The organism is Allobosea sp. UC22_33, from assembly GCF_042700715.1.
In the GTDB taxonomy this organism is placed as follows: domain Bacteria; phylum Pseudomonadota; class Alphaproteobacteria; order Rhizobiales; family Beijerinckiaceae; genus Allobosea.
The window spans coordinates 2,317,762-2,334,123 of record NZ_CP170556.1; the positions used below are offsets into that span (position 1 = coordinate 2,317,762).

A 16,362-nucleotide genomic window follows, 5' to 3' on the forward strand; every position below is an offset into this window, starting at 1 on the left:
GCGGACATGGCTGACATCTCCGTTTCCGATGCCGTCCCGACCCGTTCCTACGCACAGATGATCGCGCGGCGCTTCCTGTCCCATCGTCTCGCCGTCGCGGGCGCCATCATGGTCGTGTTGCTCTGCGCCTCGGCGCTGTTCGCGCAGCTCGTCTCGCCGCAGGATCCGATGCGGATCGACACCTCCCAGCGCTTTCTGCCGCCTTTCGTCTCGTGGAGCCATGTGCTGGGCACGGACGACCTTGGCCGCGACACGCTGAGCCGCCTGCTCTATGGCGGCCAGGTTTCGCTTGCGGTCGGCATCGTCGCGATGTTGACGACCATGGTCACGGGAACGCTGGTCGGGCTCGCGGCGGGCTATTACGGCGGGATCATCGACAACCTGCTGATGCGCCTGGTCGACACACTGCTCTGCTTCCCGCAGGTGTTTCTGCTGCTCGTCATCGCGGCGTTCGTGCCCCCGACCATCCTGTCGATCTCGCTGATCATCGGGCTGACCTCCTGGATGGAGGTGTCGCGCATCGTCAGGGCTCAGGTCTCCTCACTCAAGGAGATGGACTTCATCCAGGCCTCTCGGGGCTTCGGTGCCTCGAACTGGCGGATCATGCTGGTCGAGCTGCTGCCCAACATCATGGCGCCGGTCCTTGTCGCAGCGACCCTGAAGGTCGCGACCGCGGTGCTGATGGAATCCTACATCAGCTTCCTCGGCTATGGCGTGCAGCCGCCGATGGCGAGCTGGGGCAACATGCTGACCAACGCCCAGGGCTACTTCGACACCGTGCCCTTCCTGGCGATCCTTCCGGGCGTCCTGATCACCTTCACCGTCATGAGCTTCAACTTCCTGGGCGATGGCCTCCGCGACGCCATCGACGCCCGGCTGAAGATCGATCCCTGAACCAAATTCCAACCAGAAAGAGGGGAATGCGCGATGCCTACGAAGTTCTCACCCACCCGCCGCACCGTGCTCAAGGGCGCCGCGGCATCCGGTCTGATCATCCCGGTGACGGGCATCTATAGCCCCGCCATCGCGCAGAAGCGTGACCGCATCATTCTCGGCACCACCCAGGAGCCGGTGCAGTTCAATCCGCTGCTCTATGTGAATGCCGGTGCCGAGAATATCCCGGAAGCTTGCCTGTTCGACGCGCTCTGGGACGTCAACGAGAAGGGCGAGTTCATTCCCAATCTCGCCGCGCGCATCCCCTCGGTCGAGAACGGGGATATCTCGGCCGACGGAAAGGTTTGGCGCATCAACCTCAAGCGCGACGTCAAATGGAGCGACGGCCAACCCTTTACGGCCAAGGACGTCGAATTCACCTATCAGACCATCATCAATCCCAAGGTTGCGGTGCGCTCCCGCAGCGGTTTCGATCTGATCAAGAACTTCAAAGTCGCCGATCCCTACACCGTCGAGATCGAGCTCGAACGACCGTTCGTGCCCTTCATGTGGGCCTGGCAGAACATGCACATCGTGCCCCACCACCTGCTGTCGAAGGAGGAGAACATCAACACCTCCGGCTTCAACTCGCAGCCGATCGGAACCGGCCCCTACCTACTCAAGACCCGCACGGCAGGTAGCCACATGGTCTACGAGGCCAACCCGAACTATCACCGCGGCGCGCCCAAGATCCGGCAATTCATCCACAAATTCGTGCCCGATCAGCTTGTGGCCTATGGCCAGGCCAGGACGGGCGAGATCGACTACATCGGCGTGTCCGGGGTGCCGTTCGATCGGTGGACCGAGGCCGCCAAGCTCCCCGACCGGCACTTCTTCCCGCTCGCGCAGCCCTGGGTCCAGTTCGTCTACTTCAACTGCGGCAAGCCCCAGTTCAAGGATCCCAAGGTCCGCAAGGCCCTGTACCTCGCCCTCGAGATGCAGAAGGCGATCGATGATGTGTTCTTCGGCGCCTACAAGCGCACCCTATCCTACCTGCACACGACCCACTGGGCCTACAACCACGATCTCAAGGACTCGGGCCCCAATCCGCAGCTCGCGGCCAAGATGCTCGACGAAGCCGGCTGGAAGGTCGGCGCCGACGGCGTCCGCGAGAAGGACGGCGTCAAGATGAAGTTCTCGATGTCGACGACGGCCGGGTTCCCGGCGCGCCAGGCGACCCAGGCCATCTTCCAGCAGAACTGGAAAGCGATCGGCGTCGAGATGGAGATCAAGAACATGCCCGCCTCGGTCGTCTGGGGCGAGTACACGACCAAGTCGCAGTTCGACACGCTCCTCGTGTCGTGGGAGCCGACCGTCGGCATGGATCCCGACTACACCGCCCGCGCGCACTCCAAGATGATCCCGGCGAAGACCGGCAGCGGCTCGAACTACACCCAGTACGAGAACGCCGAGGTCGACCGGCTGCTCGAGGAGGGTGTCCGCCAGACCAGCGTGGACGAACGCAAGAAGACCTATGCCCGCATCCAGGAGATCCTGCTGGAGGAAGTCCCGTTCGGACCGCAGGGCGGCGTCTATCAGGGACAGATGACGCACAAGGCCCTGCAAGGCATCAAGCCCAACCAGTACGTGGTCGACGCCGCCTGGAACGTCCACGAATGGTCCTGGGGCTGACCGACCCCGTCGGTTCCCGGGCTTCCCATTAGGGGCTCGATGTAACCCTCGGAGCTTGCCTGCGCGCCGACGGGGCGCGCAGGCAAATCGCCTGACGATCACCCGGAGGCGACGCGCCGCCCGGCCCGAAAGGCCGGATTGCCTCCCCATGCCCGAATTCCGGGGTCTGGTCGCCCAGCGACTGCCCTACTCACCACGAGACGGCCCTATGCCAAACGACCAACATGTCCTGACCTTGTCGTGCCGGAATCGCCCGGGAATCGTGGCGGCGGTGTCCCGTTGCCTGTTCGACCACGGCGGCAACATTCTCGGCGCCAATCAGTTCGATGACGTCGAAACCGACAAATTCTTCATGCGGGTCGTCTTCAATTTCCCCGGCGAAGGATCGCTGGGCGAGTTCTCGCGGGAGTTTTCGGAGGTCGCCGACAGCTTCGGAATGACATGGAGCGCGCGACGCAAGGATGACCGCCAGCGCGTGCTTCTGCTCGTGTCACGCTTCGATCACTGCCTCGTCGACCTGCTCTATCGTTGGCGTATCGGTGAACTCCCGATGGACATCGCCGGGGTCGTCTCGAACTATCCCCAGGAAACCTATCCCGATCTGGATTTCGGCGAGATCCCGTTCCACCACTTCCCCATTACCAAGGAGACGAAGCCGGAGCAGGAGGCGCGCATCTGGGCGCTGGTCGAGCAGGAACGCGTCGATCTCGTCATCCTCGCTCGCTACATGCAGGTCCTATCGGACGAGCTCAGCGCGCGCTTGAGCCATCGGTGCATCAACATCCATCATTCGTTCCTGCCCGGGTTCAAGGGGGCGAAGCCGTACCACCAGGCCCACACGCGCGGCGTGAAGCTGATCGGAGCCACCGCGCACTATGTCACCGCCGACCTCGATGAAGGGCCGATCGTCGAACAGGACGTCGAACGCATTTCGCATAACGACACCCCCGAGGATCTGGTCCGCAAGGGGCGCGATATCGAGCGTCGCGTGCTCTCCCGCGCCGTGGCCTGGCACCTGGACGGGCGGGTTCTTGCCAACGGCAGCAAGACCATCGTCTTCCGCGATTGAGTGGCGGCCGGTCTTATGCAGACGTCCGCAGCCGCCGTCGGCCCCAGGGATTGATCGGGTGGTCCGACGGTCGTCAAAGAATACGGGCTCGGTCGACGAGAAGGATGGCCCGGCCCGGTCACTCTCTGCCGATCCGGGTCGAACCGGCGATGAACAGGACATTTGGACTTCGCCGTTGACCTTCGATGCCGTGCCCGGCCCAATTGGGGCGGGCGGGCCCCTGCCCGCCGAACATTCGCCCAATGCGGTTCCCGGGTACCCTGTGGCCACGACTTTCGGTTTTCTCGTAAACGACGGCTTCCCGCTGCTTTCCTTGGCATCGTCGGTCGAGTCGCTTCGGGCCGCGAACGCCGTAACGGGAAAGGAGCTGTACCGATGGTGCTTCCTGACGACGAGCGGCCGGGACACGCTGTCGTCCTGCCGGATGCTCGTACGACCGGACCACGACAGCTTCGATGCTGTGTCGGTCGACATCATGGTCGTATGCGCGGGCGACAGCGCTATCCATTTTCATGATGAGCGGGTGTTCGCGTTCCTCCGGCGGCTCTCCCGAAAGGGCGTGCGGATCGGCGGTCTGTCAGGCGGCACCTTCGTCCTGGCCCGAGCCGGTCTCCTGGAAGGAAAGCGTTGCACCGCTCACTGGGATCATGTTCCGGCCCTGCGCGAGCAGTTTCCCAAGCTCAAGTTGAAGCAGACGCTCTTCGAATTCGACGGTCAGTGCTTCACCTGCGCCGGCGGCAACGCGGCGTTGGACATGATGAACGCGCTGATCGCGACCGACCACGGCCCGGCTGTCGCTCGCAATGCCAGCGAATGGCTGATCCAGACCCAGATCCGCCAGGCCGAAGACCATCAGAGGATGGGTGTCCGGGAGCGGTTCGGCCTATTTCATCCCTTGCTCATCAAGGCTCTGGACCGGATCGAGGCCACATTGGACGAGCCCATCGAACGCGAAGCACTCGCGGATTCCGTGGGGCTGTCACTGAGGCAGTTAGAGAGGCTCTTCGCCTCGCATCTTCACATGACGATTCACCAGTACGTCGTGAAGCTCAGGATCGATCGAGCGAAGATACTCATTCGGCAGACGTCCCTTCCGCTCGGCGAAATCGCGATTGCGTCGGGGTTCTCCAATTTCAGCCATTTCTCGCGAATCTATAAGCGGCAGATCGGGGTCTCTCCGCGAGAAACGCGCCAGAACGAAAGAGCTCCCCCGAGATAGTCTGCGGTAGAAGCGATCACCCCGACCTGACTGCGATCAATCGGAACACTGCCCGATCAGGATTGTCTTGAGCTGAAGTTCAGCACCGGTCCCCATGCCCCGCCGATGTCGACGAAGCGCACTCCTTCGTTCTCGAGCGTCGATAAAACGGCATCGCGAACCCGGACCTGCGGCCGCCGGATATCGCCCTCAAGTTCCGCAAGCGTCTGTCGACGGATGCCCGCCCTCTCGGCAAGCTCAGCCTGCCCCCAATCGAGAAGACCGCGCGCCGCAATAACCAACCGGCCGGTAACCATGTCACGAGTTAGGATTCGCACATTTTGTTCGAAACCGGCATTGAGCTCTCGCGGCCTCGAGGGCGCCTGATCATCCGGCATCACGCCCCTCCTCCGTCGCAATAATTCCAACCCACCGCGATGGATTTCGCGGGTTCTTGAAACCATCGTCCGAGAGCCATTTCGGATGACGGCGGAGCATTGCCATGAACGTTACGTTATCGAGAATAACCGATTTCCCAACGCCTCTTGATAGTTTTCGATGGCAACATTCCCTGGATGACATCCTCGATGCTCGGCTAATCGCTGATCCAAGAGTAGTCGATTTCCATAGAAGCAGCAGACAGGATTCAATCCTTCAGTCCTCCGATGCTCCACCGGGTTCGGTCACCAGGACCGCACGGATACAGGATCGGATTCTCCAGATCGTTGCAATCTCGGATGGCTTCAACCAGCAGCCTGCTCTCGGTAGAAAATTACGCCTCCATTGGTCGGCCGCGAACCTCCTCATCGTCAGCGCACTCTGGCTCCGTCGGCGTCCTCATCTGGATGTCTCCGAACTCATCGCCGCGAGCGCCCGATACCCCGTTTCGCCGCTCGCCCGCCTTCATCTCGCAGCGCACCTGACAGATCATGGCGGCAGCGCTCCCCTGATCGATTGCGCAGCCCTCATGCCGCAAGCTGAAGACCCGGTTCGAGCGGTACTGGCAGTTGCTGCCTCGAAGGCCATATCGATCGACATCTCCCGCCCCCTGGGACCCTCCACCAAGGTCACAGTCACGCCCGCGCGGTGACGCGCAGTCCGCGAGGCGCCTCTGACCCGTCAAGCGGATTTCATATTTACACATCTGAAAATGATCGCAACGGTTTCGCTTTGCCTGACCGCGCGATGGAGCACGCCCGTGATCTATCCCCACCATGACCGCCGTCCCGTTCCCGAACTGGCCCCCGAAATCGAGCGGTTGACCCGCCTGGTTGCGGACCTGGAGCGTATTCGAAGCGGGCACCATCCCGATGAAGCAGAGCTGGTCGGCGCGCCGATGCTCGAGCATTGGAGCCCAGCCGAACACCGCACGATCGCTTTGGTCGGCACGGTGGACGGGCATCCTACGATCCCGAACGGCCGCCAGGTCTGCACCTCAGACCTCTGGATGATTGCGCCGGAATTGTCCTACGCACGCACTCTCAATCGGTTCTACCGCTTGGGAGCCAGGCACCATCTTTCGGATCGGTGGAACTACCGATGAGAACGCGTCGTCGCACAATGGACCGCGGCTCCCGGGACGCTAGCTCGATCCTCGCTCGGTCCCTGATCATCCGCTCGCTACGTGGCGCGGGCTTCCACCACTTCCTGCTCGGCCAACCCGGAATTGTCGGTCTGATTGTTCCAGAGGTCGACGTCGACATTTATCTCGGCACCGCGACCTCGATGCTCAAGCAGCGCGGCTTCGGCCCTGATTTCGAAGCGATGCGTTTCGGCGGCGCGCCTCCCAAGGGCGGCTTCCGCACGCAGGAAGACGTGTTCAAGGAAGCGATGCTGAAGAGCGATAGGATCTTCGGCATCGCTTCCAAGGAGAGCGATATTCCGGACGCGTTTCGGCAGATCGCCGACGCCATCGTCCGGATCGAGCCTGTCGACATCGGAGCTTTGCGAGGAGCCTTCGCGGCGGTGGTGGGGCGCATTCCGTCCGACACCGAGCTTGCGCCGGTGATGGGGGCGCCGCTGAACCTGCTCGGCACGGCCATCAAGCGTGGGCGAAACGAGAGATCGACCGTTCGACGACTTCGCGGGTTCCTGGAAGTTGCCGCCGCTACGAAGCCCTCCTCAGGGAAGCCGCCAACCGGGCCTTCGCTGCACGACCTCCACGGCTATGGCGCGGCACGGGAGTGGGGAGATGCGCTCGCTATTGATATTGCCGACTACCGCGCCGGAAGAATCTCGTGGGCCGACGTGGACCGCGGCATCGTCCTCGTTGGCCCCCCGGGTGTCGGCAAGACCGTCTTCGCCTTCGCGTTGGGGCGGACCTGCGATGTCCCGGTCTACGCGCACTCGTTGTCCCAATGGCAAAGCAAGGGCTACCTCAACGACCTCATCAAGAGCATGAGGGCCGCCTTCGCCGAGGCCAAGGAAAACGCTCCCAGCATCCTTTTCTTAGACGAGCTCGATTCTTTCGGGGATCGCGAACAGCTTTCGGGCCACAACGAAGCCTATTGCCGCGAAGTGGTGAACGCACTTCTGGAATGCCTCGATGGATCTCAATCTCGCGAAGGCGTGGTCGTGGTGGCGGCGACCAACCTGATCCACAAGGTGGATGCCGCCATCCAACGGCCGGGCCGCCTCGACAAGCAGGTCGTCATTCCACTGCCGGACGCCCCGGCCCGCGTCGGAATTCTGCGGCATTATCTCGGTGGCGCGCTTTCTGAAGCCGCTCTGTCCGATGTTTCGGAACGGCTCGAGGGCGCGACCGGCGCATCCATCGAACAATTGGCCCGCAATGCCCGGCGCGTAGCACGAACGGCACGTCGAGAGCTTATCGTCGAGGACGTGTTGGCTAGCTTGCCACCACGCGTCCGCCTATCCGATGCAACCTACCTGCGCGCATCGGTGCACGAGGCTGGCCATGCGCTCGTCGGGTACCTGCTCCGGGAGGATTCGGGCGGTGTGCCCACGGGGGTTCGTCTTTTTCGCGAGGTCCTGCCTGACGGTTCGGGAGGTCATACCGATTTCGAACACGAGCTCGGTACCGAACGAACCGAGGCATATTACCTCGCGCATATTACGACGCTGCTCGCCGGGCTTGCGGGCGAGCTGGTTTTGCTCGGCCAGCACGGCGGCGGCGGTGGCGGGGCGGACCAGAGCGATCTGCACGCCGCGACCGTTTTGGCGGGAAGCATGGAAGCGTCTCTCGGGCTGGGCGCCAGCCTCACATATAGATCGTCCAATAGGTCGCCGGAGATCATGGCGTTGATCCGCGCCGACCGCCGACTCCGCCGTCGCGTCGACGCTCTATTGGAGACCTGCCTTCACCGCGCCTGGCAAATCCTCACCGATCATCGTCCGGCCCTGGAGGTGATCGCCAGAACGCTCCGCGACCTGGGCCGCATCGGCCTGGAGGAGATAGCGGCTACCGTCGAATCCCAATCCGCAAAGGCCAATCCGGCGAATTGTGCGATCAAGATAAACCTGCCGTTATCTTCGTTGGCTGAACCGCCTGCGACTGGCCGGGAGTTTCGGAGATGAGATCTTGCGCGGCGCAGATGGGTCTTGTAGGCCCCCGATCCCTCGCGACCGGTTCGGCTCGCGAAGGACTCGATCCACGGGGTAACCCAAGGATTCAATCAACCGGTCAGTCCCTCCGGGACGGCCCCAGCCAGAGGAGGCTCATAATGTTCGACGCATTCGCTTACGCCTCCGCTCTCGGCCGGCTCCGCCACGTAACGGCGCTCCTCATATCGGCCTGACGCCCGCGGACCACGTCCGCATCGCCAGCCCGTCCCGGGGAAGGCTCTCGCCTCCAACGGGGAAAATCTCCGGCGCGAACAGCGCGCCGAAACGAGGAGTCGCGCGTCATGAACCCCAAGAAGTCCAAGATCCACCACCCGATCCCGCCGACGCCTAAACCGGCTCCCCCGGCTCCGGCGCGCGCCAACGACGCCGATGGTGGCGTATCCGGTCCGGGTCGGCGCTCCCCCGGGAGCAAGCCGACGTCGCCGTCTCGCACGGAGCTCGTTTGGTCCGCGCCGTCGGCGTCCGTCGCTAGCCGTCGCCCGGCAAAGCGCTCCACGGGCTCGTTCCGCGGATCGATCGTCAATCCTCGGACCAACCGCGAGATCGTGTTCGAGAGCACCCTCGAGCGCGACCTGGCCTACATCCTTCCCAACCTTTCGACCGTCGTCGGGGTCCGTGATCAGGTGGGGCCGGTGGAGTACGTCGATGAGGATGGCGTGGTTCACAACCACACCTTCGATTTCGTCGCGGATCACGAGGACGGAACCAGCACGGCGATCGCCGTAAAGCCCGCGCACCGCGTCGGTCCCAGCGGACTCGAGAAGACGCTGGAGCTGATCAGCGATCAGCAGTCCGGTTTCGCGGATCGGTTCGTGGTGCGCACCGGCGATCACATCACCCGCGATCGTGCAGCCAACGCCCGTCTTCTCCATCGGGCACTGCGCGGTCGGAATGAGGCTGACATCGCCGAAATCCTGGCGGTGACGAACTCCATGCGCGGAGCGGCGGCCATCACTGCCATCCTCGCCAACTCTCGCAACTTCGGACGCGGCTTCATGGCCGTTCTCTGCCTGATTGCCGATGGCGTTCTCGAACACGTCAGCAAGGGCCCGATTTCAATCAGCAGCCTCGTGCGCGTTCGTCGCCGAGCAGCAACCAACCGTTGAAGGAGGATCATCATGAAGAACGCCCTCAGTTCCCCCAATCTTGACCAGCACCCCGGCGCCGCTCGGCACTGGCGGCTGGCAGCGCATGACAAGATCACGATCGACCGTGAGGTCGATTACACGCCGGTCTCGGACGACGAGTCCGGTCACGTCCTGCGTCGCGTCGACAATCCGACCCTCTGCGAATCCTTTACCCATGAGGAATTCGAGGCCATGCGCAAGGAAGGCCGTCTGAGCATCAGCCGCGGCTTCTACCTCGCGACGCAGGCCAAGATTCGGTTGCCTGAAACCGGGACCCGCATCACCGATCTCAGCACCGAAGGCCAGGTCAAGCTCCTCTGGCAGAAGTCGATCTGCGACAAGTTCCTTCGCATGGAGAACGAGGGCAAGTCGTCCCGTTCCGACGAGTCGATGAAGGCCGCGATCACGAAGATCGTTGCCGATCTTCTCGGAGCGCACCTGGCCGCGGGTCGTTGCGGCAGCGCGGACGTCACCGTCAAGCGCCCGCCCAGCCCCAGGACCCTGCGCCGTTGGCTGCGCCGCTACGAGGCGGGCGGGTTCAACGCAATGGCTCTCGTCGACGGCTATCATCGTTGCGGCGACAGCATCTCGGCCCGCTTCAGCAGCGTCGAGCGCCGCGCGATGCAGAAATTCGCGAAGCGCTATGCCAGCAACCGCAAGCCTACCAAGGCGGGCCTGCTTCAGGATCTGTATGTCTTCCTGGGCAAGCTGAACGTGCGTCGTTTGAAGCGCGGGATGCGCCCGCTGGCGAAGCCCAGCCGCAAGGCCTTCGAGCACGTCATCAACCAGCTTGATCCCTGGTTCGTCGAAGCCGGTCGCACGTCCCCCGAGGCTGCCCGAAAGAAGTTCTATATCGTCCGCGGCGGTCTGGAGGTCACGCGCCCCTTCGAGCGTCTCGAATTGGACGGTAGCCGGATTCCGCTCCAGGCAATCCTGGAAGATGCGGGCGTGTGGGAAAACCTCAGCCCGGAACAGAAGGTTAAGGTCGGCCGGGGTCGGTATTGGCTCTCGGTGGCTATCGATGCAGCTACGCGTTGCTGCGTCGCGGCCCTGCTGGTGGAGTCCCTTTCGTCGGCCTCAGCCGTCGCGACTTTCGAGATGGCAGTGAACGACAAATCCGCCTATGCAGCGGCGGCCGGATGCCTGACGCCCTGGGACATGCACGCAAACCTTGAGACGGCGAGCCAGGATTCCGGCTCGGAGTTCCTCAGCCACGAATACAACGCGGCGGTCACGGACCTCGGAGCAGAACTGTTCTTCCCCCCCGCAGGCATGCCTCAGATGCGCGGTCGCAACGAGCGCTTTTTCCGCACCCTTAACAAGGGCCTGTTCTCGCGCATCGACGGTCAGACGTTCGAGAACGTGGTGGCGAAGGGTGATTACAACTCTGAGGCCCGAGCGGTACTCGACATCGCGGAGATCGGCCGGATGATCGTCCGGTGGATCGTCGACGTCTATCACAACACCCCCCACAGCGGTCTCGGCGGTCGCACGCCGCGGAATGAGTGGCTGCGCCTCTCCGAGATTTATTCCCTCCTGCCGCCGCCGGATGCCGACGTTAACCGCCATATCTTCGGAACGACGATCGAACGGCGTATCGGCAACGAGGGCGTGCGCGTGCTCGGCCTCCGCTATCAGAGCTTGGAACTTCAGCGCGTTCGCCGTCAGTTCGGTCTGAAGCCGGTCCTGGTCCGGTTAAACCCGGCGGACCTCGGTTACGTTTCTGTTCGCAGCAAGGAAGGCTGGCTTACCGTCCCGTGCCAGCGCTCCGGCTTTGACGGCGTCTCCATGACGCGTTGGCTTGAGGCGGAACGCGTCCTGCGTCGTACCAACGCCGACATGGCGAAGGCGTCCGAGCCTATTGTCCATAAGGCGCTGAGCGACATCCAGGAGATGTCAGATGCCGCCACCAAGCGCGCAGGAATCGCATCGCCGATCCTGACCTCGGAACAGTTCAGCATGCTCGAACGCCGCTTCGAAGGTTTCGACTTCGCGCGCGGAATGGAGAATGGCCCGGCAATTCTCGACGACGTCGCCGAGGGCACAGACGAGACCGAAACGGTCGACATCGAGATCCCGGGCGAGCCTGAGAATACCGTGACAGAGGTTTCCTCCGACGAAGACGAATACGGCGTGGAGGACTGAGCATGGAAGCAACGGCTATCAATTCTGCGGTTCACGAGGACGCCGTCGCCCGCATGCGCCGCCTCCAGTCGGAGCGGCGCGCCAAGGGCGGGGACGTCATGATGAATGTCCTCTCCGCCTATTTCACCACGCCGCGCGATCGGTTGCTCGAGGCCGAACTCGACAATCTGATCGACGCATTTCTGCTCTCCCAGGATGCCCTCGAGGGCGATGCAAATCGCCGCGTCGGGCGCCTTCGGGAAGGTCGGGCGCTGACGGTTATCGGAGAGTCCGGCACCGGAAAGTCGAGGTCGTTGGATCGCCTCTTCCTGAAGCGGGCCGAATTCGCCGGCTACGGCGAGCCGAACGGCGACGGCATGCTGATCTCGGTGACCGCCCCCTCACCTTGCACTCTTCGTCTCCTGGGCATGAGCGTGCTGGCGGCGCTCGGCTACGAGACCGCGCGAGAGCTGAAGGAAAACGTCGTCTGGGACCTCGTGCACCATCAGCTCGAGCTTCGGGGTGTTCGCTTCCTGCACATCGACGAGCTCCAGCACGTCCTCCAGTCCCGGAACCAGCTCGAAATCACAAAGGTGCAAGACACTCTCAAGGGACTGATGCAGCATCGGCAGTGGCCGGTCTGGTTGATCCTTTCGGGCCGCCCCAATATTGCGGCGATGCTGTCCAGTGACGAGCAGGTTTGGCGCCGCAACCGTAACGTTGTCTTCGAGGACCTTACGCTTGAACGCGATGCGGGGCTCGTGCGTCGACTCATCACCGTCTACGGCATGGAAAAGGGCGGTCTCGATATCGGCAATCTCGCGACCGACGAGTTCATCGCTCGCCTGCTCCATGCTTCTATCCTCAGGTTCGGCATCGCCATCGAACTCATCCAGGATGCGGTCCGCCACGCCCTGCTGCTGGAAGCGACCACGCTCGCCGTGGAGCATTTCGCGGCCGCCTATGCCTCGCGAACTGGCTGCCCCCCCGACCGTAACATCTTTCTCGTTGCCCAGGACTGGCACCTGATCGATCCCCGGGAGGGCCTCCAGCGAAAGGATCCGGCCGATATCGTCGTGCCGGACGAGAAGACGAAGGAAACGAAGAAGACCAAGGCCCCGCGCGATGTGAGGAACAAATGACGCAGCTTCCGATCCAGATGACCGTCGCGCACGGCCACGACGAAACGCCCACGAGCCTTTGCTCCCGTAACGCACTGCTGGTCGGCCGCTCCGCCCGCGATTTCTGCCAAGATGCGGACTTCACCTTTCAGGATCTGGTCGACGGCAAGTCCCCGGCCCTTGAAGCTCTGGCAGATCGTTGCCGCGCCGATTTCGGCAGGCTGGCAGCGACTGCGACCACGAAAGTCGGCGAACGCCGGTATGCAATCGGCGATCAACTTCTGACGAGGGAGAGCCTGAGCCGGAAGACCCTGCGGGTTTGCCCGCATTGCATGATGCGAGATATCGAGGTCGGCCGCGGACCGGAGAAGACCCGCCCCTTCGGTCGGCTGCACTGGCTGGTCGACTCGATCCGCACCTGCCACGAGCACGGCGTCGGATTGGTGTCGGTTTCGGATGATGAGCATCCGCACCGCGTGCACGACTTTGCGATGCTGGTGCAGCCCTGCTTACCGACCCTCGGTCACTTGGCTCGCGAAGCGCCGCAGCGCCAGTATTCTCCGCTGGAGGGATACCTGGCCGGTCGACTGGCAAATTCCGCAGATCATGAAGCGCCCTGGCTGAACGCCCTGCCCTTTCATGCGGCCGCCAAGACCTGCGAGATGCTCGGGGCCATCGCGGTTCGCGGCATCCACTTCGCCGCCAGCAAGCTGTCCGAAGCTGACTGGCATGAAGCTGGAGTCGCTGGATATGAGATCGCTCAGGCAGGAGAACCTGCTATCCGAACCATGCTGATGCGCCTCCAGGGAGCTGCGCCGTCGCGTTTGGGCGATTGGGGCCCCCGGGCTCTCTACGGTCGCTTGTATGAATGGCTCGCCCATGAGTCCGACGATGACGCTTATGATCCGCTTCGGGACATCATCCAGCGCCACTTCATCGAAACGCTGCCCGTTGGCCCGGGGGATGAAGTCTTCGGTCGACCAGTGACGGTGCGGCGCATTCATTCGGTTCGGTCCGCTTCGTTCGAGACGGGTGCGCATCCGAAACGCCTGCGCAAGCTGCTCCACGCTGCGGGCTACATTCGTTCGGAAGCATTGTCCCTCACCGACGACGCCATCGTCTTCGACGCCAATGAAACCCGCGAGTTCCTGGATCGCGTTGCCGAGGCGATGTCGCTCAATGACGCGCGCGAATATCTGAACGTCCCTCGCCCGCAGGAACAGCATCTTCTCAAGGCGGGATACCTCCGGCCTTTCGTGATGGGCGGTACTGAGATCCTGAAGGATCACGCCTTCGCCAAACGCGACCTCGACGCCTTCCTTGATCGCCTTCGGGCTGACGCGATCCCGTTGGAACCCGGGGAGAGCGATTTCCAGCCGATCCCCGCGGCAGCACAAAGGGCGACCTGTTCCGCCGTGAAAGTCGTTGAGCTCATCCTCGACCGCAAACTCACGCGGGTTCGGCTTCATCCCGACGTCCCAGGGTATCTCTCGGTGATGGTCGATCCCGAAGAGGTGAAGGACCTGCTCTACGAAGTGAGGGCGGACAGCGTGTCTCTCCGCGAGGTCGAAAAGCGGATGGGATCCTCGACCCGTGTCGTCTCCGCGCTGATCGAACATGGTCACCTCCCGGCGACCACCGTGGTCAATCCTGTGACCCGTCTCAAACAGCGGGTCGTTTTCGACGAGGACCTGAGGCGGTTCATGAGCCGGTTCGTGACGCTCCATACGCTCGCCAAGGAACAGCGCATCTACTTCCGGAAGCTGGCGGACCAATTCAGCTCGGATGAGATCAAGCCCGCTTTCGACCCGGCCTCGGTACATGCGACATTCTATGAAAGGGATGTTGTGGCCGACAGCGTGGCGCGGGTCAGCGGATAGTCGACCGCCTAAACACTCAATGTTTCCAGACCCTTGAACCCTCGACTTCAGTCGGGGGGTTTTCGTTGCCCCCGGAAGTTTGCCTCAGAGCGCGGCGCTCTTTTGGGGACAAGGCTGAGGCAAACTTCAGCTCGCAATAGGAGTATTCTGCGGCACATCTGATAATAATAGCTAGTAATTTCAATGACTTAAGAAGGTCGCCGCGGCATCCTTTGGGTACCGCTACAGAAGAGAGAGGCATAGTGTTGCCGCGATTGTCGGTCGAGTTCCGCAATCTGCCTCTGGACGCCCGGCCTGAGCCGGGCGTCCAATATGATTCTAGGGCATTCCGATCATAGCTTGCTGCCGAGGTTGTCGCTTCCCGTCGCCAGCCTGCTTCGCCGGCAATGGCCCCTCGGCGGTCCAGTTGCCTAGCCCCCTCCCCGATTTAGGTTCAGCGTGACGCTGCACGCGAGCAGACCTGCGCATAGCGGGAAGGCCCGTATTGAGTAGGACCCAACTTTCCAAATTGGCCCTAAGCCGACCTCTGGAACGTCTGCTCCCGGGCAACCCGAGGGGCATGGCGATCTGGCTGCCGGACGGGCCTATTGCGGACCGTGGGAGCGTCCAGTCCGGTGCCTTCTCTGGCCTGCGTCGCTCTGGCAGGCCGCAGAACGTTCGCGAGAGCGACGCTTGGCTTTCGTTTCCATAGAACGTGCTGACAGTCGGTCAATCGCGGCGTTCGGGCGCGCCGTCGTCAAGGCCATTGGTCAAAATGGCACGAGGCGGCGGACGGTGGCTTTGGCAAGTTCCCTTTCCGGCCTGGGGGCCGGGTAGACGCAGGCTTGCGTCGTCGTGATAGCCGCGAAGGATCCGGCGCGTGCTCCCACAACAACAGCCGGCCGTATCGAGGGGAGACGCCCCGATCGGCGGGATGCGGGATTTTACGATACGGACAGACCCCGAATTCCCCTTCGAAGGAGGCTGACCAATGGTGCATGCCAAGCCTTCGCGCACTGGCGGAGGATGGGGAGGCTATCATGCTCGACGCATCCGCAACGTCCGTCACCTTGCGACGCCTGCCTGACGCGCCCGCTGCCGAGCCTGCGCGGTTACGGGCCCTGGCCCAGCTTCGCCATTTTCACCGCGAGCAGGACATCTACGGCCAGGAGGAGCGCAGCGACACCTGGTACCGTGTCGTTTCCGGCTCGGCCTGCAAATACCTCGTCCGCGCCGCCGGCCGCCGGCAACTCGTCGACATCTACCTGCCTGGCGACCTGTTCGGGTTCACGGCGTGCCTGCAACACCGCTTCGCCGTCCAGGCCGTCAGCGAGGGGACCGTGGTCGCCTGCTATCCGCGCCACCGTGTCGAGGCGCTGGCCAAGGACGACTCCGAGACTGCCCTCGAAATCAGGATGCAGATGGTGGTGGCGCTGGAACGGCTGCAGGAGCAACTCCTGATCATCGGCACGATGACGGCCCAGGAAAAGGTCCGCGAATTCCTGTTCTACTTTCACCGACGGCTTTCGGCGGACAAGGACGACGGCATGGCGCTGCCGATCTCGCGCTACGACATTGCCGACATGCTGGGTATCTCACCCGAAACGGTCTGCCGCGCGATCACCGATCTGCAGGCGCGCGGCGTCATCTCGCTGGAGGGTCCGCGCCGCATCCGGATTGGCCGGCGGCAAGGCGGCCAGAGTGGCTGAAGGCG

Annotated in this window: 12 protein-coding genes; 11 read left to right on the forward strand and 1 reads right to left on the reverse strand. The window is 62.9% G+C overall.

Annotated features, from left to right (window positions below; translation table 11 throughout):
- Positions 1 to 6: 6 nt before the first annotated feature.
- The 4 genes from ACFJGT_RS10975 to ACFJGT_RS10990 all read left to right on the forward strand — a co-directional run bounded on the left by ACFJGT_RS10975 (position 7) and on the right by ACFJGT_RS10990 (position 4,853).
- Complete coding sequence (locus ACFJGT_RS10975; protein WP_377848547.1) at positions 7 to 894, forward strand: ABC transporter permease; 888 nt, start codon at positions 7 to 9, stop codon at positions 892 to 894.
- A gap of 33 nt (positions 895 to 927) precedes the next feature.
- Positions 928 to 2,565: a peptide ABC transporter substrate-binding protein gene (locus tag ACFJGT_RS10980; protein WP_377848548.1), complete on the forward strand. Its 1,638-nt coding sequence runs from the start codon at positions 928 to 930 to the stop codon at positions 2,563 to 2,565.
- A 208-nt stretch (positions 2,566 to 2,773) separates the two neighbouring features.
- Positions 2,774 to 3,634 carry a formyltetrahydrofolate deformylase gene (gene purU / locus ACFJGT_RS10985; protein ID WP_377848549.1) on the forward strand — a complete coding sequence of 287 codons (861 nt, stop codon included), beginning with the start codon at positions 2,774 to 2,776 and terminating at the stop codon, positions 3,632 to 3,634.
- Positions 3,635 to 3,809: 175 nt separating this feature from the next.
- On the forward strand, positions 3,810 to 4,853 hold the full coding sequence (locus ACFJGT_RS10990; protein WP_377848550.1) for a GlxA family transcriptional regulator: 1,044 nt from the start codon (positions 3,810 to 3,812) through the stop codon (positions 4,851 to 4,853).
- 56 nt (positions 4,854 to 4,909) lie between these two features.
- Here ACFJGT_RS10990 and ACFJGT_RS10995 read toward each other — a convergent pair whose 3' ends face one another.
- Entirely contained in the window at positions 4,910 to 5,230 is a 321-nt protein-coding gene (locus ACFJGT_RS10995; protein ID WP_377848551.1) for a helix-turn-helix domain-containing protein, read from the reverse strand.
- 800 nt (positions 5,231 to 6,030) lie between these two features.
- Here ACFJGT_RS10995 and ACFJGT_RS11000 point away from each other — a divergent pair.
- From ACFJGT_RS11000 to ACFJGT_RS11030, 7 genes are all read left to right on the forward strand, one after another.
- Positions 6,031 to 6,375 (forward strand): DUF6634 family protein, encoded by a 345-nt coding sequence (locus tag ACFJGT_RS11000; RefSeq protein ID WP_377848552.1) that lies wholly within the window; start codon positions 6,031 to 6,033, stop codon positions 6,373 to 6,375.
- A 17-nt stretch (positions 6,376 to 6,392) separates the two neighbouring features.
- Entirely contained in the window at positions 6,393 to 8,369 is a 1,977-nt protein-coding gene (locus ACFJGT_RS11005; protein WP_377848553.1) for an AAA family ATPase, read from the forward strand.
- A 329-nt stretch (positions 8,370 to 8,698) separates the two neighbouring features.
- The gene (locus ACFJGT_RS11010; protein ID WP_377848554.1) at positions 8,699 to 9,523 is read left to right on the forward strand and encodes a hypothetical protein; all 825 of its coding nucleotides are present in this window, start codon (positions 8,699 to 8,701) and stop codon (positions 9,521 to 9,523) included.
- Positions 9,524 to 9,535: 12 nt separating this feature from the next.
- Complete coding sequence (locus ACFJGT_RS11015; protein ID WP_377848555.1) at positions 9,536 to 11,689, forward strand: Mu transposase C-terminal domain-containing protein; 2,154 nt, start codon at positions 9,536 to 9,538, stop codon at positions 11,687 to 11,689.
- A gap of 2 nt (positions 11,690 to 11,691) precedes the next feature.
- Positions 11,692 to 12,810, forward strand: coding sequence for an ATP-binding protein (locus ACFJGT_RS11020; RefSeq protein ID WP_377848556.1), 1,119 nt, complete (start codon positions 11,692 to 11,694; stop codon positions 12,808 to 12,810).
- A complete protein-coding gene (locus tag ACFJGT_RS11025) occupies positions 12,807 to 14,669 on the forward strand; it encodes a TniQ family protein (protein WP_377848557.1) in 1,863 nt (620 codons plus the stop codon). Before ACFJGT_RS11020 ends, ACFJGT_RS11025 begins: the two co-directional genes overlap by 4 nt.
- A gap of 1,019 nt (positions 14,670 to 15,688) precedes the next feature.
- Entirely contained in the window at positions 15,689 to 16,357 is a 669-nt protein-coding gene (locus tag ACFJGT_RS11030; protein WP_377848558.1) for a helix-turn-helix domain-containing protein, read from the forward strand.
- The last annotated feature ends 5 nt before the right edge of the window (positions 16,358 to 16,362 follow it).